Below are 18,142 nucleotides of genomic sequence, written 5' to 3' on the forward strand. Positions count from 1 at the left end.
GTTTAATCGTTAAACAAAGAGTGGGCGAAGCGCACCTTCAGGCCTTGTGGATAGCCTGTTGGTCGTGCCGTAATGTTGAAGGTCATCAACTCGCCAGGGCGATATTGATACTGGGCGATGAAATAAACCGAATCGCCTTCCTGAATCCGGCGGAACGCCAGAAACTTAACCTGTTGAATGTCATTCGCGACCTGACCTTCTACTTGGCCGCCCATAGGTTGAGGCTGGCCGTGCTCGTTATCGGTCATGATGGAGATGTTAACCACGCCAATGCTCTTGCTGCGCTGGAGGTTGTTGGCTTTAGCGACTTCCGGGGTCAGGAAGGTGCTGGGGTAAACGTTCCAGTTCAATTGGTATTCGCCAAAGTCTTTCTCGCCCGCATAGCTTTGGCCGGCCATGAGCAGCAGGCCAAACATCAGAGTAATAAAACCGGTGACAGAACGCATAATCATTAGGTGTTCTCCCGTGTGATTCGGTAAATCGCTATCTCACCCAGCAGGTTTGGCCATGCACGGGCCAGCCAGCTGTTCTGGTGTTGGCCGTCGACGACTCGTCGGCTTTTAATCTTTATCCCTTTCTGTCGGCACAACGCTTCGAAGTCTTTGAAGGTGCATAAGCGAATGTTAGGCGTGTTGTACCATTTATACGGCAAGGCGTCTGATTCAGGCATGCGGCCGCTCAGGGTCAGTCCCCAGCGCAGTCGCCAGTGGGCGAAGTTGGGGAAAGTCACAATGCCTTCGCGGCCAACCCGTAGCATGTCATCAATCACTTTGTCGGGTCTGCGCACGGCTTGGAGGGCTTGTGTCATCAGCACAATATCAAACATGCCATCATCGAAGTTTTCCAGACCTTGAGTGTCCAGATTTTGCTCGATAACCGACACGCCTTTACCCATGCAGGTGGTGATGTGGTCAGGGTTGATTTCCAGACCGAAGCCCGTGGCGTTTCGCTCCTGCTGTAAGTAGTGCAGCAGAGTGCCATCACCGCAGCCGAGATCGAGTACGTGGTGGCCAGGCTGAACCCATTGCTGAATAATCTCCAGATCCGCTCTCATGCGCCGACCTCCCGGGCTACCCGGTCCATGTACGCGGTGAAGGCGTTGGTGTATCTGGGCGTGGGGATCAGGAACGCATCGTGGCCCCAAGGTGCATCGATTTCGGCGTAACTGACTTTCTTGCGAGCGGAAATCATTGCGTTCACCATTTCTTCAGAACGAGCAGGCGAGAAACGCCAGTCTGTGCTGAAGGACAGCACCAGGTATTCGCACTGGGCAGGTTCGAGCGCTTTGGACAGGTCGCCGCCAAATTCGTAGGCCGGGTCAAAATAGTCCAGGGCGCGAGTCATCAGCAGGTAGGTATTAGCGTCAAAGGTTTCAGAGAAACGTTCGCCCTGATAGCGCAGGTAGCTTTCAACCTGAAACTCGGCATCGTAACCAAATTTGAACGCTTCTTCCCGAAGTTCACGGCCGAATTTCTCACCCATCGCTGCATCCGAAAGGTAAGTGATGTGCCCCACCATCCGAGCCAGCATCAAGCCCCGCCGTGGAAGGGTGTTGGCGTCGTCATAGCGGCCCTCATGAAACTCGGTATCAGAGGTGATGGCCTGGCGGGCGACTTCGTTGAAGGCGATGTTCTGCGCGGTCAGTCGCGGCGTTGAGGCAACGATTACCGCGTGCCGAATGCGGTCAGGATAATCCAGACTCCACTGAAGGGCCTGCATACCGCCCAGGGAACCGCCAACAACGGCCGCCCACTGCTTGATGCCGAGACGGTCGGCCAGGCGAGCTTGGCTTTTTACCCAGTCGGCAACCGTGATGACCGGGAAATCCGGCCCGTAAAGCTTGCCAGTGGCGGGGTTGATGGAGCTGGGGCCGCTGCTGCCGTGGCAACCGCCGAGGTTGTTCAGGCAAACCACAAAAAAACGGTTGGTATCGATCGGTTTTCCCGGGCCGATACAGCTGTCCCACCAGCCAGGCTTCTTGTCATCGAGAGAATGATAGCCCGCGGCGTGGTGATGGCCGCTAAGGGCGTGGCAAATGAGAACCGCGTTGCTGGCATCGGCATTTAAGGTGCCGTAGGTTTCCACGACCAAATCATAGCTTTCCAAGGATTGGCCGCAGGCCAATTCGATGGGGGTGCCGAAATGTAGGGTTTGCGGGCTAACGAGGCCCACGGAATCCGTAGGCAGGGAGTCGGGCATGAGTGTGTTGGTATCCTGATCCAGTCCACATGAGTCAGGCAATAGGCCTGAGGTGGCGCAGAAGCTGGCGCCGATAGGGCAGTTTAAAGGCGGGGGGTGGTTGCTGCAACAGGCGCGTGCCGCCTGCTGCAGCCAAGGGTTCAGGCGGAGCCGTAAATATTAACGACTTTTTGCTGGATCATGGTGGGTGCCGGCTTGCGAATATGACGCACCATGTTGTCGGCCAGTTCGAGTTGCTTACGCAGATCCGCAATGGAATTCTGCAAACGCTCTCTCTCGGCGCGGCTATCACGGTCGTTGCGCACGAAGTCCCTGAGCCTGCTGATTTGATGCTCCAGCAACTGCTTCTGTTCCATGGAATATTGGATGATTGGCAGTAGGGCTTCGTGCGGCCAGCGTTCAACGTCGGACCTGGCCCGACTATGCAGTGTGCGGGCTTCGCTGACCATCACATTGAAGAATCGGCGAATGAGCATCGACTGTTCAGACATCAGATTCTTGGGGCTGATACGGAAACGTCGCGCTTTCTTGCGTAGTTCCCGAATGGCGATGACATGGCGTCCCGCTCTTAACGGGATGGGCTCAAGGTGTCTGGCGCGAGAGTCTTCGTTGTAACGTCGGTAGATAGAACCGACCATTTTCTCGGCCAATTGGCCTTCGGCAAGCAAGTTGCCCAGGTCGACCTCAAGTAGCTCGAAAAAGTGATCCATCGCACGGACCATACCGGCTGTGGACCAACTCTTGGTCATAATGGCGCGCACTTTATCGGCATGGGCTTCAAAGCGTTTCTCGCTGACCAAGTTGTTCAGGATCTCGCCTTGTGAGTCCATTAATCGACGTGAGGAGCGCAGAGTGATCAGTTTTTTATAGTAGAAGTCGTAGTCTTTCTGCGCTCTTTCTGCGAGCCGGGCGAGTGCCGGTTTATCCAGAGCTGAGCCTGTACAAGCCGCGTGCTCTTCTTCCAGCGACTTAAGCCGGTACTGCATCGCCGCTTGGCTATTTTGCAGCATGCCCAACAGATCGCTGATGAGGTGCTGGGTGATCAGTTGTTCTTTATGGGTGAGGATGCGTTGAACAATCAGCTTTTCCAGCAACCCGAGGTTCGATCGTCCGAACAGCTCTGCATCGTTTCGCACGCGCGCCAGCAAACCTTGTTTGGCGGAGAGCGGGATTACATCGTGTTGGTTCATGCCGAGGTGTTCGGCGGTATAAGTGCGCACGCGTTCGATGGAGTTGGCCGCGTGGTCTTCGCCTTGGATGTCATCCCAGAGCACATCAACTTTGTTGAGCACGGCAAAACGGCCCGCGCGATGGTCTGCGTGGTTCGTGTTGATGTGTTCCTTCCAGATGGCCATATCGCTGGCAGTGACGCCGGTGTCGGCGCCAAGCACAAAAAGGACCGCGTGCGCACGCGGGAGCATGCTCATGGTCAGTTCGGGCTCTGAACCCAAGGCGTTCAGGCCAGGGGTGTCGAGAATGCGTAGGCCCCGCTCAAACAGAGGGTGGCGAATGCTGATTTGTGCATTTCGCCACGCCGGGACTAGTACATTGCCCGGGGTGTTGGGGTCTGGTTCCAGCATGTCTTCATCAAACCCGAGTTTTCTGGCGTCACCCATGGACACGCTTTTAACTCTGGCGACCTCGGACAGCACTTCGCGCATAACCGCCGGATTGTCCTCGGCGAGTTCGTGTCGAACCCAGTTTTCCGGCCGTTTTCGCTGTTGCTGGAGGGAAAGCTCACCGGTGCGCGTTTCGATCGGGAGCAACATGAGATAGCTTTTGTTGTTGGTCCGATCGAAGAACAGTTCGGTGGGGCACATGGTGGTGCGCCCAGCTTCGGACGGCAGCAGCCGCTGGCCGTAGCTGGCGAAGAACAACGCATTGATCAGTTCGGTTTTGCCACGGGAATACTCGCCAACAAAGGCGATGGTCAATTCATCTTCAATGAGAAGTTCTAGACCGTGACGGATGCGGGTGCTGATGTCTTCCGAAAAAAGATTGTTGTCCTGAAGCCACAGCCGGTATCGACCGATCTGGCGTATCAGATCTTTCTTCCAGTCGTGGTAGGCTTCCACCTGCTGCGACAGTGTTCCCTGCTGGCTCATGGAGTAATCCTTTGGCGCGACGTTCGGGAGGTAGATCGTCCCAAGTTAAATGTTGGCAATCATAGCTGGATTGTCCATTCTTGGAATGGCCTCCTGGAGCCGTCGGAGGTAGCTGATATCAAGAGGGAGAAGAAAAAGGCCGACACATCAATGACTTGATGGGCCGGCCTTGGGATGTTTAATGTTTTGGCGTTATGTAACGATATGTATAGTTGTGAGGCAGATTACATTCCGGCGCCGAGAAAGCCCATCCCCGCAGCAATCTTCATATGATTCAGCACCACATCCAGCACATTAAGAATCAAAAACACAATGATCGGCGATAAATCGAGGCCGCCCATGGATGGCATGATGTTCCGGACAGGGCGCATGACCGGTTCGGTGATTTGCGCGACCAGTTGTATGGCCGGGTGCCCGCTTTGGGGGGCGATCCAGCTAACCACCACCACCGCGATGACCGACCAGAAGTAAATTTTTACGATCAGACTGAGAACGTTCAAAGCACCCCAAACCAGTAAGGTGAGTGGGTTGAAGGAAGGCATGCCTGAGTTGTAAATCAGCAACATAAAAAAGAACGTGACGGCTTGAATCAAGACCGCCAGTATCAGTGCGGCTCCGTCGACGCCGCCCCAGCCCGGGATAATTCTGCGTAGCGGCCGTAACGGTGGATTCGTTACTTTCACAACAAACTGGGAAATCGGGTTGTAGAAATCGGCCCGGGCCAGTTGCAGAAGGAATCTAAGCAGCACCACCGACATATAAAAGGTGGATGCAATCATCAGGATTGTGATCAGAATGTCTGCCAGCATGAAGCTGTGTCTCCGTAGCGGTTACTGTTTGTCTGCCAGTTCTTGTGACATCTCTTCAGAGCGTTCGAACGCGGCATCGTAGGCTTTTTTCACCAATTCGCGCATGCCACCGTCTTCAAAGGTGTTAATCGCCCGCTCGGTGGTGCCACCGGGGGACATAACATTGCGTTTCAACTGAGCCGGCTCGTGCTCGCTGCGTGCCGCCATTTCAGCAGCGCCAGCCATGGTTTGAATGGCCAGTGTTCTGGCGGTGGCGGGCTCGATTCCGGCATCCGTCGCGGCACTTTCCAGCGCTTCTAGCATCAGGAAGAAGTAGGCCGGGCCGCTGCCTGATAGCGCTGTCACGCCGTGGATCAGGTTTTCGTCTTCCACCCAAAGCGCGGTGCCAATGCTTTCAAACACCGTTTGTACCATGGATTTCTGTTCATCCGACACCCTGTCGTTTGCAAACAGGCCTGCAGCGCCTTTCCCGACAAGGGATGGTGTGTTCGGCATAACGCGAACCAGCGGCAGTCCGCCGCCAAGCCATTGGTCGATCGTTTCGGCCGTCAGGCCTGCGGCAATGGAGACGATCAGCGGTCGGGTGTTCTGCACGACCGGCGCGATGTCACGGCAAACGTCTGACATCACTTGAGGCTTCACCGCGAGAACGACGATGTCGGCCTGTTCGACGCAGTAGCGATTGTTCGTGGTAACGCTTACGCCGAACTGATTTCGAACGGCTTGCAGGTGGCTGTCATCGGGCGCGCTAACCCAAACATTGTCGGCTTCGAAGCGCTTGTCCAGCATGCCTCCAATAATAGCGCTGGCCATATTGCCGGCGCCGATAAACGAGATGACGGGTGATTTGCTCAACGTTCGCTCCAAGTGTTTGCTCGGTAAATGATGTATTCCTGATGATAACAGGAACGCATGGATTCAGCTTAAGCTCTATTTAGCCGGTCGCGCTCCGAACAGGGCTGAGCCTACTCGAACCCAAGTTGCGCCCTCTGCGATAGCAGGTTCGAGATCGCTCGACATGCCCATCGACAGGGTGTCGAGTTGCAGCGCGTTGGGTCGCGTTTGATTGAGTTGCGCCAGCGCGCCAGCCAGCCTCTGAAAGCTCTCTTTCAGACCTGCCTCGCTTTGGTTCGGATCAGGAATGGCCATCAGTCCTCGCAGAGTCAGATTAGGCAGTTCGCTGATGGCGGCGGCCAGTTCTGGCAATTCGCTTAAAGAACAGCCGGATTTGCTATCTTCTTCGTTGACGTTTACTTGCAGACAAAGGTTCAACGGGCCGAGATCCTCAGGGCGCTGTTCACTGAGTCTGCGGGCAATCTTCAGGCGATCAACGCTGTGTACCCACGAAAAAGATTCAGCGATCTGTCGGGTTTTGTTGGACTGGATGGGCCCGATAAAGTGCCATTCAAGAGTCTCGATATCCTTCAGCGCTTCGATTTTGTCCAGCGCCTCTTGCAAGTAATTCTCTCCGAACGCCGTTTGACCCACTTGCGCCGCCGCCCGAATGTCTTCCGGTGGCCGAGTCTTGCTAACTGCCAACAACCGCACACTGTCGGGCTTTCGGCCGGCTTGCTGTGTTGCTTTTTGTATGCGTCGGGTTACGCTTTTGATGTTGTCTGCTATGCTGCTCATAGTGTGAGTTTGCCGCGTCTGTATTAAAAGAAAAAGCCTTCCGAGGATCCCTATGGATATTACTGAACTGCTTGCCTTTTCGGCCAAACAAGGTGCGTCGGATTTGCACCTATCTGCAGGCCTTCCCCCCATGATTCGTGTAGACGGCGATGTACGCCGAATCAACCTGCCTCCGATGGAGCACAAAGAGGTGCACGGGCTGATTTACGACATCATGAACGACAAGCAGCGCAAGGACTACGAAGAATTTCTGGAAACCGACTTTTCGTTCGAAGTCCCGGGGGTTGCTCGTTTCCGTGTAAATGCATTCAACCAGAATCGTGGCGCTGGTGCTGTATTCCGGACCATCCCTTCGAAAGTGCTGACCATGGAAGATCTGGGCATGGGTCAGGTTTTCAAGGACATCGCCTCGGTGCCGCGAGGTCTGGTTTTGGTCACAGGCCCAACGGGTTCGGGTAAGTCGACCACATTGGCGGCGATGATGGACTACATCAACGATACCCGCTATGAGCACGTTTTGACCATCGAAGACCCGATCGAATTCGTTCACGAATCGAAAAAGTGCTTGGTGAACCAGCGGGAAGTCCACCGGGATACCCTTGGTTTTAACGAAGCCCTGCGTTCAGCCCTGCGGGAAGATCCCGACATCATCCTGGTGGGTGAGCTTCGAGATCTTGAAACCATTCGCCTTGCGCTCACCGCTGCGGAAACAGGTCACTTGGTTTTCGGCACCTTGCACACCACCTCCGCGGCCAAAACCATTGACCGGGTGGTTGATGTGTTCCCGGCCGAAGAGAAGTCCATGGTGCGGTCGATGCTGTCCGAGTCGCTTCAATCGGTTATCTCCCAGACTCTGATGAAGAAAATGGGGGGTGGTCGAATTGCTGCCCACGAGATCATGATTGGTACTCCGGCCATCCGGAACCTGATTCGTGAGGACAAGATCGCGCAGATGTATTCGTCCATCCAGACGGGCGGCTCTCTCGGCATGCAAACGCTGGATCAGTGTTTGGAAGGCTTGCTCAGAAAAGGGCTGATTTCTCGCGAAGATGCCCGTATGAAGGCGAAGATTCCGGATAATTTTTAAGCCTTAACAACCTTCTTGAGACAAATAGGTGCGTGAAATGGAATTTGAAAAGCTGTTGCGGCTAATGGTGGAGAAAGGCGGTTCGGACCTTTTTATCACCGCCGGTGTTCCGCCTAGCATGAAGGTGAATGGGAAGGTGCTGCCTGTTACCAAGAATGCGTTGACGCCGGAACAGACCAGAGAGTTCGTTTATGGCGCAATGAACGAAAAACAGCGCGCTGAGTTTGATGAAAGTCACGAGTGTAACTTTGCGATCAGTGCCCGGGGGATCGGGCGGTTTCGCGTCAGTGCCTTCTTTCAGCGCAATTTGTGCGGCATGGTGTTGCGGCGCATTGAGGTGAAAATACCGCAAATTGACGAGCTTGCGTTGCCTGAAATCATCAAAGATCTGGCGATGACCAAACGCGGATTGATTATGTTTGTCGGTGCCACAGGCACGGGTAAGTCAACTTCGTTGGCGGCAATGTTGGGGCATCGCAATCGGAACAGTCGCGGTCACATCATCTCCATCGAGGACCCCATCGAATTTGTGCACCAGCACCAAGGATGCATTGTGACTCAGCGTGAAGTGGGCATCGACACCGAAAACTTCGAGGTGGCGCTGAAGAACACCCTGCGCCAGGCTCCCGATGTCATCTTGATTGGTGAGGTGCGTACCCGTCAGACGATGGAGTATTCGGTGCAGTTTGCTGAAACCGGTCACCTCTGTTTGGCGACCTTGCACGCGAATAACGCGAACCAGGCCTTGGATCGGATTATCCAGTTCTTCCCAGCTGAACAGCACAACCAGATTTGGATGGACTTGTCGCTCAACCTGAAAGCCGTCGTGGCTCAGCAGCTGGTGCCAACACCGGACGGTAAGGGCCGGAAGGCGGTCATTGAGGTGCTGATTAATACGCCGCTGGTGGCCGATATGATCCGGAAAGGCGAGGTGCACAAACTGAAAGAGCTGATGTCGAAATCAAACGAGAGCGGCATGCAGACCTTCGATCAGGCGCTGTACAAACTCTACTCAGAAGGCTCGATCACCTACGAAGATGCTTTGGCACACGCAGACTCGGCTAACGATCTGCGCTTGATGATTAAGCTTGGTAGTGATGCTAAGGGTGCTGACAGTTTATCTTCATCCGTTGATAAGTTGACGATTCAGGACGACTAATTCTTCATGGCAAAAAGCCCCCTCTAGGGGGCTTTTTGCGTTTTAGATGCAGCAGAAAAGATTAGCTTTGCAAATAAGTAGTTTTGGCATTTGAGGCCATAACCCACTGCTGCGTATACTCCGCGCGAACTAATAAGGAGACACCATGCAGAAGAATAGCAACGTACTCGTGAAGGCAATTCGTTTTGCCACTTTGGCCGCTGTAGCCACCCCTGCAACCGTTATGGCAGGTGGTTTTTCATTGAATGAGCAAAGCGCCAGTCAGATGGGTGTGGCCAACGCCGGCGCCGCTGCCAACCCGGAAAACGCAACCACTGTCTTCTTTAACCCAGCAGGTATGAGCCAGCTGTCCGGTACCAACATTTCTTTTGGTGCGGCGATTCTTGATATTGATGCTGAGGCGAAAAGCGCCAGTGCCACAAACACCTTGGGTGCTCCTGTCGATGGTAGTAATGGAGGTGATATTGCAGACCCTGCAGTGCTTCCGAATTTTTACCTGACTCATGAAATCAGTGATTCCATTGACGTGGGCTTCGGAATTCATGCCCCTTATGGTTTGGCTGCTGACTATGATAACGATTTTACAGGTCGGTTTTTTGCGGACAAAACAGAGTTAACGGCGATCGCGTTTACGCCATCTGTTGCGGTTAACAACGGCAAAGGTTTGTCGATGGGTATCGGCATGAACATCATGTACGCAGAAGGTCGTTTGACAAAGTATCAGGACATTCGCGGGGCACTTGCACAACAAGTTGGAGCAGCCAACGCGGGTCCTTTGGCTGCCGCTTATGAAGCGCAGTTTGGCGCTCCTTACGCGGATATTGAAGGCGACGATATTGCCGTTAATTTCCGTGTTGGTTTTTTGTATGAAATGTCTGAGCGTACCCAGTTTGGTCTGACGGCCCAAACCGGTACTGAATTTGAGCTGGAAGGGGATGCCGAGATCAGTAATTTCCCCGTTCAGAACGGACAGTCGCCAATTGGCTTGGCACCTGCAACATTGAACGAGAAGGTTCGTGTACCTTTGGCTATCCCCGAAAGCATCACAGCGGGTGCTAGGCATCAATTGACCGACTCGGTAACACTGCTGGCCGGTGCCACATTCGCTCGGTGGAGTCGTTTTGAAGAGTTGGATATTTTTAGCCGTGAGGGAGACTCAGGACAGATAAGCCAGGTAACTGGTAGAACTGGTGATACACCGGTTACCCACATCACTGAAAAGTGGAAAGACACTTGGCAGTTCAACGTGGGTGGTATCTGGCAAGCGAGCCCAGAGTGGGCCTTCAAGGCGGGCTATGCGTTTGATGAGTCACCGGTGGACCAGTACCTGACGGCACGTATTCCGTCTGAAGACCGTCATTGGTTGACGTTGGGCACTCAGTGGAGCGACGTGGCAAGCGGCTGGACCGTTGATGCGGCTATCGGAACCCTGATTTTTGCGGATGACGCGAAGGTTGATGAGTACCAGTATCTCCACAGTGCTCCATCACAGAAGGATCCTAACGCTGGAGCATCTAACTACACAGGCGAGTACGAACTCAGCGCTTGGAGTGCTGCGATCGAGGTCAGCAAAGCGTTCTAAGAAGCCGCTTTGTTAACCGCAATAAAAAACGCCCGGTCGAGGAAGCTCGCCGGGCGTTTTGCGTTAGTGGGCTTGATCCCAGTTATCACCGACACCCGCTTCCACGATTAGCGGAACGTCCAGTTTGGTGGCGGCAGACATGCGCTGCACCAGTCCTGCCCGGACTTTTTCCACAGCCGCTTCTCGAACCTCGATGATCAGTTCATCGTGTACTTGCATGGTCATCACGGCATCGTCGGCGTGGTTTTCATACAGCCATTGGTCCACATCAATCATCGCGCGCTTGATGATGTCTGCGGCGGTGCCTTGCATAGGCGCGTTGATGGCGGTGCGCTCGGCGGCCTGCTGCAGCTGTTTGTTTCGAGCGTTGATTTCTGGCAGATACAGGCGTCGGCCGTAAAGAGTTTCTACATAACCATCGTCGTGAGCCTGCATGCGAATGTTGTCCATGTAGCGCAAGACGCCTGGATAACGTTCGAAATAGCGGTCAATGTATTCTTGCGCCACTTTACGTTCTACGCCCAGCTGGCGGGCCAGCCCGAACGCCGACATACCGTAGATCAGGCCGAAGTTGATGGCCTTGGCGCTGCGGCGCTGGTCGGAGGACACTTCAATCAGACTCACGCCGAACACTTCCGCAGCCGTGGCCTTGTGGATGTCTTCGCCGTGCTCGAATGCTTTTAGCAGCCCCTTGTCACCAGACAGGTGAGCCATGATGCGCAGCTCGATCTGGGAGTAGTCCGCGGCCAGCAGTTTATAGCCTTCCGGCGCGATAAACGCTTGGCGAATCCGGCGGCCTTCCTGAGTCCGAATAGGAATGTTCTGCAAGTTCGGCTCTGAGGAAGAGAGTCGGCCCGTAGCGGTTACCGCCTGATGGTAAGACGTGTGCACCCGGCCAGTCCGGTGATGGATCAGCTCTGGCAGCGTGTCGGTATAGGTAGACTTGAGCTTGCTCAGGCTTCGGTGTTCCACGATCAACCGGGGCAGCTCGTGCTCGTGCGCCAGTTCCTGTAAAACCGGCTCTGCAGTAGAGGGGGCACCTTTCGGGGTTTTCTTAATGACTCTTAGGCCGAACTTGTCGTAGAGAATGGCCTGTAGCTGTTTGGGTGAGCCCAGATTGAAAGATTCACCGGCGACGTCGTGCGCTTCTTTCTCAAGCTCCGCCATACGCTCGGCCAGTTCCTGACTGTGCTGGTGCAGCGTACTGGCACTGATCAGGGTGCCGCGTTGTTCCATGCGGGACAGCACTGGTACCAGTGGCAGGTCAATGTCCCGGTAGACGGATTCCAGCTTGCCGGTTTCTTTCAGCTTCGGGCTTAAAGCATGGTGCAGGCGCAGGGTGATGTCTGCGTCTTCGGCGGCGTAGGGGCCGGCTTTTTCCAGATCGATCTGGTTGAAGGTCAGCTGTTTGGCACCTTTGCCCGCGATGGATTCGAAACTTATGGTCTGTTCGTCCAGATAAGCTTTGGCCAGGCTATCCATGTCATGCCGGGTGGCCACGGAGTTGAGCACGTAGGACTCCACCATGGTGTCGTCGCTGATGCCGTCGAGATGAATGCCGTGATTTGCCAGGACGTTCTTGTCGTACTTCAGGTTCTGGCCGATTTTGGCTTGCTTCGGATTCTCCAAAAGTGGTTTGAGCTGAGTCAGTATCTGATCCCGGTCCAGTTGTTCCGGCGCACCCATGTAATCGTGGCCAACGGGTACGTACGCCGCTTCGCCAGGTTCAATGGCAAAAGACACTCCGACAATTTCGGCGTCCATGTAGCGCAAACTGGTGGTCTCGGTGTCGAAGGCAAATTGATCGGCCGCTTTTAAGCGCTCCAGCCAAACATCGAACTCACTTTGGTCTGTGATTACGGTATAGGTCTTTTCAATGGCCTGTTTCGGTTCGGGAGCAGCGGCGGCCGGCTTGTCGGTATCACGGTTCTCGAGCTGGGCAATCCAGCCCCGGAACTCGTATTCTTCGAACAGCTCCAGCAGAGCATCGTTGTTCTGCTCACGATCTTTCAGATCTTCCAGCCCAAACTCCAGTTCCACATCCAGACGGATGGTGGCCAAATCACGGCTGAGGGGGAGGGTGTCGATGGCTTCTCGCAGGTATTCCCCGATCTTGCCTTTAATCTCGCCGGCGTGCTCGATCAGGGTGCTCAGATCGTTATAGGCCTGAAGCCACTTAACCGCGGTTTTCGGACCGCATTTGTTGACCCCCGGTATGTTATCGACTTTATCGCCCACCAGTGCGAGGTAGTCGATGATTTGCTCCGGAGTCACGCCAAACTTTTCGATTACGCCATCGCGGTCCATCGCCGTTTCCGTCATGGTGTTGATCAGGGTGACGTGATCGCTAACCAGCTGGGCCATGTCTTTATCGCCGGTGGACACCACCACATCAATGCCTTTGTGGGTGGCTTCATGAGCCAGCGTGCCAATGACATCGTCGGCTTCAACCCCCGGGACGATCAGCAGCGGAAGACCCATGGCCTTAACTATCTCGTGGATCGGCTCAATCTGTATGGTGAGGTCTTCTGGCATTGGTGGCCGGTTGGCTTTGTATTCTTCATACATCTCGTGACGGAAGGTTTTGCCCTTGGCATCAAACACCACCACCACTTTTGATTCGGGGAAGTCTTGGTCCAGCCGGCGCAGCATGCTAACAACGCCTTTGATGGCGCCGGTCGGATGGTTCTTGCTGGTGGTCAGCGGGGGTAGTGCATGGTAGGCACGGAACAGGTAGGACGAACCGTCTACCAGAACCACGGGTGGGGTCTTTTTCTCAGTCATGTCGATGCAAATCCGGATTCTGATTGAAGCGTGGGTTGGCTTGTGCAACTCTTAAGGTAGTGCGCAATTCAAAGCCTGCATGATGAGTCAGAGGGTACCATGAAAACGAAACGAATCGCCTGTTCCGCCCTGTTGCTGGGCTGTTTCTCTGTGCCGCTGATGGCTCAGAATGAAGGGGCCTTGGATACCACTCCGGTGGAGACGCCGAAAGAACCACTGGTAATCACAGACTATCAGCCGCCGGCGGGGGGAACCCAAATTGTGATCCGCCCGGGTGACAGCGAAGTGTTCTATGAATATCGGGTTAACGGGCAGCTCATGGAAATCAAAGTGGTGCCTGAAGTGGGGCCTGAGTATTACTTGGTGCCTGCCGATGGCGGTGGCTGGGTGCAGGACACGGATTCGGACCTCCTTGTCCCCAGCTGGGTGCTGTTCCGCTGGTAAGCGATTCCTTTCTGCTGCGCCGTTTAGATGAGGTTGACCTCGACCGATTCTGATCGGCGGCTTTCCAGACCCTCTACGTCCACCGTGGTGATGGCGAACTCGTAGGCACCAGGTGGCATGGCCTCGAGAGGGTATTTCGTTGTGTCGGTGTCCTTTACCGAAATCACTTCGAAGCGGTCTTTATATTTCAGGCGGTAGTAAATCCTGTATTCCGCAATTTGTCCCGGAGCCAGCGAGGATCCATCCTCACGGGTCAGTGGGGCACTCCAAACCAGAGTCTTAGGCTCCAATCGATTTGCCGAAGTTTGATCCCCGGTTGGCTGCTTCAGGCCGGAGTCAGTGGACTGAGAAGATTGTTCGATATCCGTCTGGGCAGTTTTGCCGCCTTCTTGGCAGCCCGCCAGAATCAGAGCGGCCAACATCAGTGTGAGCGCGAGCAGTGCACGCTGGGGAGCCTGCAGTGAGGCTGGCAAAAATAGTTTCATGGTTCACTCGCATACGGGGTCGATTAAAAAGCCCCTTTAATAGGTTCGTATGGAGCCTGAATACAACAGGGAGACTGGCTATAAAAAGCAGTTGGAATTATGCCTGTGGTGAAGAAGTGATCAAGTGACAATTTAGTAAAGACTGGGTAATCACTTTTAGTATGAACATTCTAATTTTTATCCGTACCTTTGGAGTTGAAATCTACTAAAGGCCACCGGGCTTTCCGGTTACCGGGCCGAAAGAGACCAACTCAAGGAGAGTTATTATGGGTAAACTTAAATCTTACCAAGAGCAGCTTCAGGACATCGTTGAAAAAGGTATCTCCACTGCAGAAGAGCAGCAGAAGAAGCTGGCAGCCAAGCCTTTCGACTACGCTGAGAAGCTGGAAGCTGAAGTTCGCGAATACACCGTTCAGACTCTGCGTGAGCGTTACAACGGTTACTCCGACACTTTGTTCAACCAGCTGCGTAGCTTGAACACCCGTTTCGGTGATTTCGCTGCCGAGCTGGTTGCCAAGCTTGAGAAAGAAGCTGCGGAAGGCGCAGAAGCGGTTTCTGAAGCGGCTGAAGACGTTGCTGAAGCTGCTGAAGATACGAAGAAAGCCGTTGAAGGCAAGAAGCCGGCTCGCAAGACTGCAGCCAAGAAGAAAGCCTCTGCCTAATCGTTTTAGTTCATTGCAGTTACGAAAAAGGCGCTCCATGGTGAGCGCCTTTTTTTGTGCCTGAGGGTTCTGCCGGGAATGGGTGGCGTTACTCTGAACTGGCTGCGTCTGTATCTTTCAGGGGCAGAGTTCGCTCTGAACCTGTAATTTCTTCCAGCCGTTCAATCTCGGACAGAAAACGCTGGGCAATCGTATCGATTTCCAGTTGTTGTGCCGCGATTTCCCGTTCGATATCGCGCACCTGACCTTCCATGCGATAGATTCTTTTCAGTGTGGCGTCGGGAATGGTTTTGCCGGCTCTTTCCAGTTCAGCCGCTCGGCTTTGTTCGTTATCGAGCTGGTTTGAGAGGACCGAGATGTTACCTCTTTTCAAAGAAATGACACTCTCCAGTTCCTCCACTTTCCGATGCATCGCTCTGACAGCCTGATCCGGATGGCTAAATCGCTTTAGAAGCTGGCGGTCTTGTTCGAGCTGGGCTTCCTGCTGCTGCTTGCGTTTGTTGGCGGCTTCGCGGGCGGCGAGCTCTTCGGCGGTGGGGGCTGGTGCAATGGTTTCGAGGATTCGGCCGCGGTCACTGATGATCTCGTAGCCGCGTTTGGTGGCTTCTTGGGGGATGGTGTTGCTGATCACCAGTCGGCCGTTGTCATCGGTATAGCGATACATGCCCGCCTGCACTGCAACCGAGGTTAGCAGTCCCAGTGATAAGAGACCGGCAAGAACTGGGGCTTTGGTGAGGCGGTGCTGCATGTATCAGACTCCGTAGCGGTCCCGATAGCTGGCTACGTTTTCGGCGTGACCGGCAAATTCGGGGTTAGACTTAATGTAGTCTAGTACTTGTTCCAGTCGAATGATGCTGACCACGGGGATGCCGAACTCTTGCTCGACTTCCTGAATGGCTGAAAGCTCGCCGTTGCCTTTTTCCTGGCGGTCAAGGGCGATCAGCACGCCAGCAGGTTCGGCTCCTGCCGCCCGGATAATCTCAATGGACTCGCGAATGGCAGTGCCGGCGGTGATGACATCGTCAACAATCAATACCTTGCCTTCTAATGGCGCGCCGACAATATTGCCACCTTCACCGTGATCTTTCTTTTCTTTACGGTTAAAAGCAAAGGGTTTGCTGTTACCGTCTGTAGCAAGGGCCATGGCAGTTACCGTCGCCAACGGAATGCCCTTATAGGCGGGTCCGAAAATGATGTCATAATCCAACCCACTTCGCTCGATAGCGGCGGCGTAAGCCTTGCTCAGTTGCAGCAGGTCGTCACCGGTGTTGAACAGTCCGGCATTAAAAAAGTAAGGACTGGTGCGCCCGGATTTGAGGGTGAATTCTCCAAAACGAAGAACATTTCGCTGAATGGCAAACTCGATAAAATTTTTCTGATAGTCGTGCATGACAAGGCTTCTGGCGGAGTTTGACTTTAAATAAGGCGTAAAACCGGTATCATACACAGAAACCGAATCAGGGAACACGTATGCGCGTAGTATCCATTAGCGTCAATGGCTTGGAACAGGCTGTTGAGAAGGGCTTTTTTGACTGGCTGGCAGAGCAGGACGCCGATGTGGTGTGTGTTCAAGACCACCGCATGCGTGCCTATGAAGTCGAAGACAAAAATCTGATTCCAGAAGGTTATGAGGCTTACTTCATTGATGGTGAGCTGAATGAGCATGGTGGGGTCGGCATTTATACCCGTCACTTCCCGAAGGCGATCATGTACGGTTTTGCCAATGAGCAGGCCGATCGTGAAGGTCGGTTTATTCAGGCCGATTTCGATAAAGTCTCTGTGGCTTGTGTTCTGGCGCCGTGTGCCCTGGGGCGTGAGGAGGAGCTGACCGGCGATGACGATCTGACGGTTCTGGATCACAAAGACGAGTTCCTCGATGCGTTTGGTCTGCATATGCAGAAGACTCTGCGTAAGCGTCGACAGTTTATTTTCTGCGCTAATCTGCAGTCCGCCCATCATGTGACAGACGCCAGTCCGCTTTATCACAAGACCGATTTTTCCGGCTTTTTACCTCATGAGCGTGCTTGGTTAGATCGTTTGTTTGATGAAATGGGCTGTATTGATGCGTTCCGTGAGATCAATAAGCAGAGCAATCAGTTTACTTGGTGGCCTGAGCAAACCGAAGGTTCTCGCAAGAAGGCGGGGATTCGGGTGGATTATCAGTTGCTGACACCGGGTATTCGCAAGACCATCAGTGATGGTTGGATTGATGGCAGTTCGCGCTTCTCTGACCACGCTCCTGTGGTGATGGATTACGACATTGAGATTGGTTTCTAAGTTCAGTCGTGAACTTGGAGGGGAAGCGTTGGCAGGGATGTCGCTTCCCAGAACCGTTACGAGCACATTCATGTGCGCTTCTCTCGGGCCATCCTTGGCCTTCTACATTATGGGAGGCGACATCCCCGCCAACGCCCAAGCTTCGGTTTTAGGCGTTCAAAGCTTCTTTCTGAATTTCAAATAACTGGTCGATAGCCTTGCGTGCCAGCGTCAGCATGCTGTCCAGTTCTGTCTGCTCGAAAGGTGCACCTTCCGCAGTGCCCTGAATCTCAATGAAGCCACCTTTGTCGGTCATGATGACGTTCATGTCGGTTTCAGCTTCTGAATCTTCCGGGTAGTCCAAGTCAGCAACTGGGGTGCCTTTGTAAACGCCCACGGAAATAGCCGCAATCATTTGCTTCAGCGGGGATTTCTTCAGGCGCTTGGTTTCTACCAAGTGGTTCAGGGCATCAACCAGAGCTACGCAGCCGCCAGTGATGGCTGCGGTGCGGGTGCCGCCGTCGGCTTGGATGACGTCGCAGTCGATGGTGATGGTGTGTTCGCCCAGCGCTTCCATGTCGACTGCGGCGCGCAGGCTGCGGCCGATCAGTCGTTGGATTTCTACGGTGCGGCCACCTTGTTTGCCACGGGCAGCTTCACGGCCCATGCGGCTGCCGGTGGAGCGGGGTAGCATGCCGTATTCAGCGGTGATCCAGCCTTTGCCTTCGCCACGCAGGAATGGCGGTACTTTGTTTTCCACAGAGGCGGTGCAGATTACTTTTGTGTCTCCGAACTCAACCAGCACAGAGCCTTCGGCGTGGCGGGTGTAGCTACGGGTGATCCGGACGTCTCTGGGTTGCTCGGGCGTTCTGCCACTTGGTCGCATAGTGTGTCCTGTTATATGAAGATGAATGTCCGGCGCTGAGCCGGTCGGTGTT

18 protein-coding genes are annotated in these 18,142 nt (G+C 54.2%); 6 read left to right on the forward strand and 12 right to left on the reverse strand.

All coding sequences use genetic code 11. The features are described from left to right. Window positions 1–2 precede the first annotated feature (2 nt). The 7 genes from VOI14_RS11380 to VOI14_RS11410 form a co-directional block, all read right to left on the reverse strand. On the reverse strand, window positions 3–452 hold the full coding sequence (locus tag VOI14_RS11380) for a DUF4426 domain-containing protein (protein ID WP_323752172.1): 450 nt from the start codon (window positions 450–452) through the stop codon (window positions 3–5). Beyond that, the gene (metW, locus tag VOI14_RS11385) at window positions 452–1,054 is read right to left on the reverse strand and encodes a methionine biosynthesis protein MetW (protein WP_323752173.1); all 603 of its coding nucleotides are present in this window, start codon (window positions 1,052–1,054) and stop codon (window positions 452–454) included. The genes VOI14_RS11380 and metW overlap by 1 nt, the downstream gene beginning before the upstream one ends. After that, entirely contained in the window at window positions 1,051–2,199 is a 1,149-nt protein-coding gene (gene metX / locus VOI14_RS11390; protein ID WP_323752174.1) for a homoserine O-succinyltransferase MetX, read from the reverse strand. Before metX ends, metW begins: the two co-directional genes overlap by 4 nt. 140 nt (window positions 2,200–2,339) lie before the next feature. After that, complete coding sequence (locus VOI14_RS11395) at window positions 2,340–4,304, reverse strand: dynamin family protein (protein WP_323752175.1); 1,965 nt, start codon at window positions 4,302–4,304, stop codon at window positions 2,340–2,342. 224 nt (window positions 4,305–4,528) lie between these two features. Then, window positions 4,529–5,113, reverse strand: coding sequence for a YggT family protein (locus tag VOI14_RS11400; protein ID WP_323752176.1), 585 nt, complete (start codon window positions 5,111–5,113; stop codon window positions 4,529–4,531). Between the two features lie 21 nt (window positions 5,114–5,134). Then, on the reverse strand, window positions 5,135–5,968 hold the full coding sequence (gene proC / locus VOI14_RS11405) for a pyrroline-5-carboxylate reductase (protein WP_323752177.1): 834 nt from the start codon (window positions 5,966–5,968) through the stop codon (window positions 5,135–5,137). A 75-nt stretch (window positions 5,969–6,043) separates the two neighbouring features. Continuing rightward, entirely contained in the window at window positions 6,044–6,745 is a 702-nt protein-coding gene (locus VOI14_RS11410; RefSeq protein ID WP_323752178.1) for a YggS family pyridoxal phosphate-dependent enzyme, read from the reverse strand. A 52-nt stretch (window positions 6,746–6,797) separates the two neighbouring features. On the opposite strand from VOI14_RS11410, the gene VOI14_RS11415 reads away from it, so the two are divergent. The 3 genes from VOI14_RS11415 to VOI14_RS11425 all read left to right on the forward strand — a co-directional run bounded on the left by VOI14_RS11415 (window position 6,798) and on the right by VOI14_RS11425 (window position 10,573). Then, window positions 6,798–7,832 carry a type IV pilus twitching motility protein PilT gene (locus VOI14_RS11415; RefSeq protein ID WP_323752179.1) on the forward strand — a complete coding sequence of 345 codons (1,035 nt, stop codon included), beginning with the start codon at window positions 6,798–6,800 and terminating at the stop codon, window positions 7,830–7,832. A gap of 37 nt (window positions 7,833–7,869) precedes the next feature. After that, complete coding sequence (locus VOI14_RS11420) at window positions 7,870–8,991, forward strand: PilT/PilU family type 4a pilus ATPase (protein ID WP_323752180.1); 1,122 nt, start codon at window positions 7,870–7,872, stop codon at window positions 8,989–8,991. A 145-nt stretch (window positions 8,992–9,136) separates the two neighbouring features. Next, entirely contained in the window at window positions 9,137–10,573 is a 1,437-nt protein-coding gene (locus VOI14_RS11425; RefSeq protein WP_323752181.1) for an OmpP1/FadL family transporter, read from the forward strand. Window positions 10,574–10,636: 63 nt separating this feature from the next. On the opposite strand, the gene polA is transcribed toward VOI14_RS11425, so the two are convergent. Then, on the reverse strand, window positions 10,637–13,357 hold the full coding sequence (gene polA / locus VOI14_RS11430) for a DNA polymerase I (RefSeq protein WP_323752182.1): 2,721 nt from the start codon (window positions 13,355–13,357) through the stop codon (window positions 10,637–10,639). Window positions 13,358–13,456: 99 nt separating this feature from the next. On the opposite strand from polA, the gene VOI14_RS11435 reads away from it, so the two are divergent. Further along, the gene (locus VOI14_RS11435) at window positions 13,457–13,801 is read left to right on the forward strand and encodes a DUF2782 domain-containing protein (RefSeq protein ID WP_323752183.1); all 345 of its coding nucleotides are present in this window, start codon (window positions 13,457–13,459) and stop codon (window positions 13,799–13,801) included. 23 nt (window positions 13,802–13,824) lie between these two features. Here the strand turns inward: VOI14_RS11435 and VOI14_RS11440 are convergent, their stop codons facing one another. Next, the gene (locus tag VOI14_RS11440; RefSeq protein WP_323752184.1) at window positions 13,825–14,286 is read right to left on the reverse strand and encodes a fibronectin type III domain-containing protein; all 462 of its coding nucleotides are present in this window, start codon (window positions 14,284–14,286) and stop codon (window positions 13,825–13,827) included. A gap of 266 nt (window positions 14,287–14,552) precedes the next feature. Here VOI14_RS11440 and VOI14_RS11445 point away from each other — a divergent pair, with 266 nt between their 5' ends. Continuing rightward, on the forward strand, window positions 14,553–14,948 hold the full coding sequence (locus VOI14_RS11445) for a hypothetical protein (RefSeq protein ID WP_323752185.1): 396 nt from the start codon (window positions 14,553–14,555) through the stop codon (window positions 14,946–14,948). A gap of 88 nt (window positions 14,949–15,036) precedes the next feature. Here VOI14_RS11445 and VOI14_RS11450 read toward each other — a convergent pair whose 3' ends face one another. Together VOI14_RS11450 and pyrE are read right to left on the reverse strand one after the other, a co-directional pair. Continuing rightward, on the reverse strand, window positions 15,037–15,696 hold the full coding sequence (locus VOI14_RS11450; protein WP_323752186.1) for a DUF4124 domain-containing protein: 660 nt from the start codon (window positions 15,694–15,696) through the stop codon (window positions 15,037–15,039). A gap of 3 nt (window positions 15,697–15,699) precedes the next feature. After that, window positions 15,700–16,338 (reverse strand): orotate phosphoribosyltransferase, encoded by a 639-nt coding sequence (pyrE, locus tag VOI14_RS11455; RefSeq protein WP_323752187.1) that lies wholly within the window; start codon window positions 16,336–16,338, stop codon window positions 15,700–15,702. A gap of 80 nt (window positions 16,339–16,418) precedes the next feature. Between pyrE and VOI14_RS11460 the strand changes: the two genes are divergently transcribed. Beyond that, complete coding sequence (locus VOI14_RS11460) at window positions 16,419–17,225, forward strand: exodeoxyribonuclease III (RefSeq protein ID WP_323752188.1); 807 nt, start codon at window positions 16,419–16,421, stop codon at window positions 17,223–17,225. 148 nt (window positions 17,226–17,373) lie between these two features. Here the strand turns inward: VOI14_RS11460 and rph are convergent, their stop codons facing one another. Further along, window positions 17,374–18,090 (reverse strand): ribonuclease PH, encoded by a 717-nt coding sequence (rph, locus tag VOI14_RS11465; protein ID WP_323752189.1) that lies wholly within the window; start codon window positions 18,088–18,090, stop codon window positions 17,374–17,376. Window positions 18,091–18,142 lie beyond the last annotated feature (52 nt).

This window comes from Marinobacter sp. (assembly GCF_034669625.1).
Lineage (GTDB): Bacteria > Pseudomonadota > Gammaproteobacteria > Pseudomonadales > Oleiphilaceae > Marinobacter.

Excerpts from the sequence above, each read along its gene's own strand:
- VOI14_RS11380 (WP_323752172.1), bottom strand. The coding sequence starts at position 452 with ATGATTATGCGTTCTGTCACCGGTTTTATTACTCTGATGTTTGGCCTG.
- metW (WP_323752173.1), bottom strand. The coding sequence starts at position 1,054 with ATGAGAGCGGATCTGGAGATTATTCAGCAATGGGTTCAGCCTGGCCAC.
- metX (WP_323752174.1), bottom strand. The coding sequence starts at position 2,199 with ATGCCCGACTCCCTGCCTACGGATTCCGTGGGCCTCGTTAGCCCGCAA.
- VOI14_RS11395 (WP_323752175.1), bottom strand. The coding sequence starts at position 4,304 with ATGAGCCAGCAGGGAACACTGTCGCAGCAGGTGGAAGCCTACCACGAC.
- VOI14_RS11400 (WP_323752176.1), bottom strand. The coding sequence starts at position 5,113 with ATGCTGGCAGACATTCTGATCACAATCCTGATGATTGCATCCACCTTT.
- VOI14_RS11410 (WP_323752178.1), bottom strand. The coding sequence starts at position 6,745 with ATGAGCAGCATAGCAGACAACATCAAAAGCGTAACCCGACGCATACAA.
- VOI14_RS11415 (WP_323752179.1), top strand. The coding sequence starts at position 6,798 with ATGGATATTACTGAACTGCTTGCCTTTTCGGCCAAACAAGGTGCGTCG.
- VOI14_RS11420 (WP_323752180.1), top strand. The coding sequence starts at position 7,870 with ATGGAATTTGAAAAGCTGTTGCGGCTAATGGTGGAGAAAGGCGGTTCG.
- VOI14_RS11425 (WP_323752181.1), top strand. The coding sequence starts at position 9,137 with ATGCAGAAGAATAGCAACGTACTCGTGAAGGCAATTCGTTTTGCCACT.
- polA (WP_323752182.1), bottom strand. The coding sequence starts at position 13,357 with ATGACTGAGAAAAAGACCCCACCCGTGGTTCTGGTAGACGGTTCGTCC.
- VOI14_RS11435 (WP_323752183.1), top strand. The coding sequence starts at position 13,457 with ATGAAAACGAAACGAATCGCCTGTTCCGCCCTGTTGCTGGGCTGTTTC.
- VOI14_RS11440 (WP_323752184.1), bottom strand. The coding sequence starts at position 14,286 with ATGAAACTATTTTTGCCAGCCTCACTGCAGGCTCCCCAGCGTGCACTG.
- VOI14_RS11445 (WP_323752185.1), top strand. The coding sequence starts at position 14,553 with ATGGGTAAACTTAAATCTTACCAAGAGCAGCTTCAGGACATCGTTGAA.
- VOI14_RS11450 (WP_323752186.1), bottom strand. The coding sequence starts at position 15,696 with ATGCAGCACCGCCTCACCAAAGCCCCAGTTCTTGCCGGTCTCTTATCA.
- pyrE (WP_323752187.1), bottom strand. The coding sequence starts at position 16,338 with ATGCACGACTATCAGAAAAATTTTATCGAGTTTGCCATTCAGCGAAAT.
- VOI14_RS11460 (WP_323752188.1), top strand. The coding sequence starts at position 16,419 with ATGCGCGTAGTATCCATTAGCGTCAATGGCTTGGAACAGGCTGTTGAG.
- rph (WP_323752189.1), bottom strand. The coding sequence starts at position 18,090 with ATGCGACCAAGTGGCAGAACGCCCGAGCAACCCAGAGACGTCCGGATC.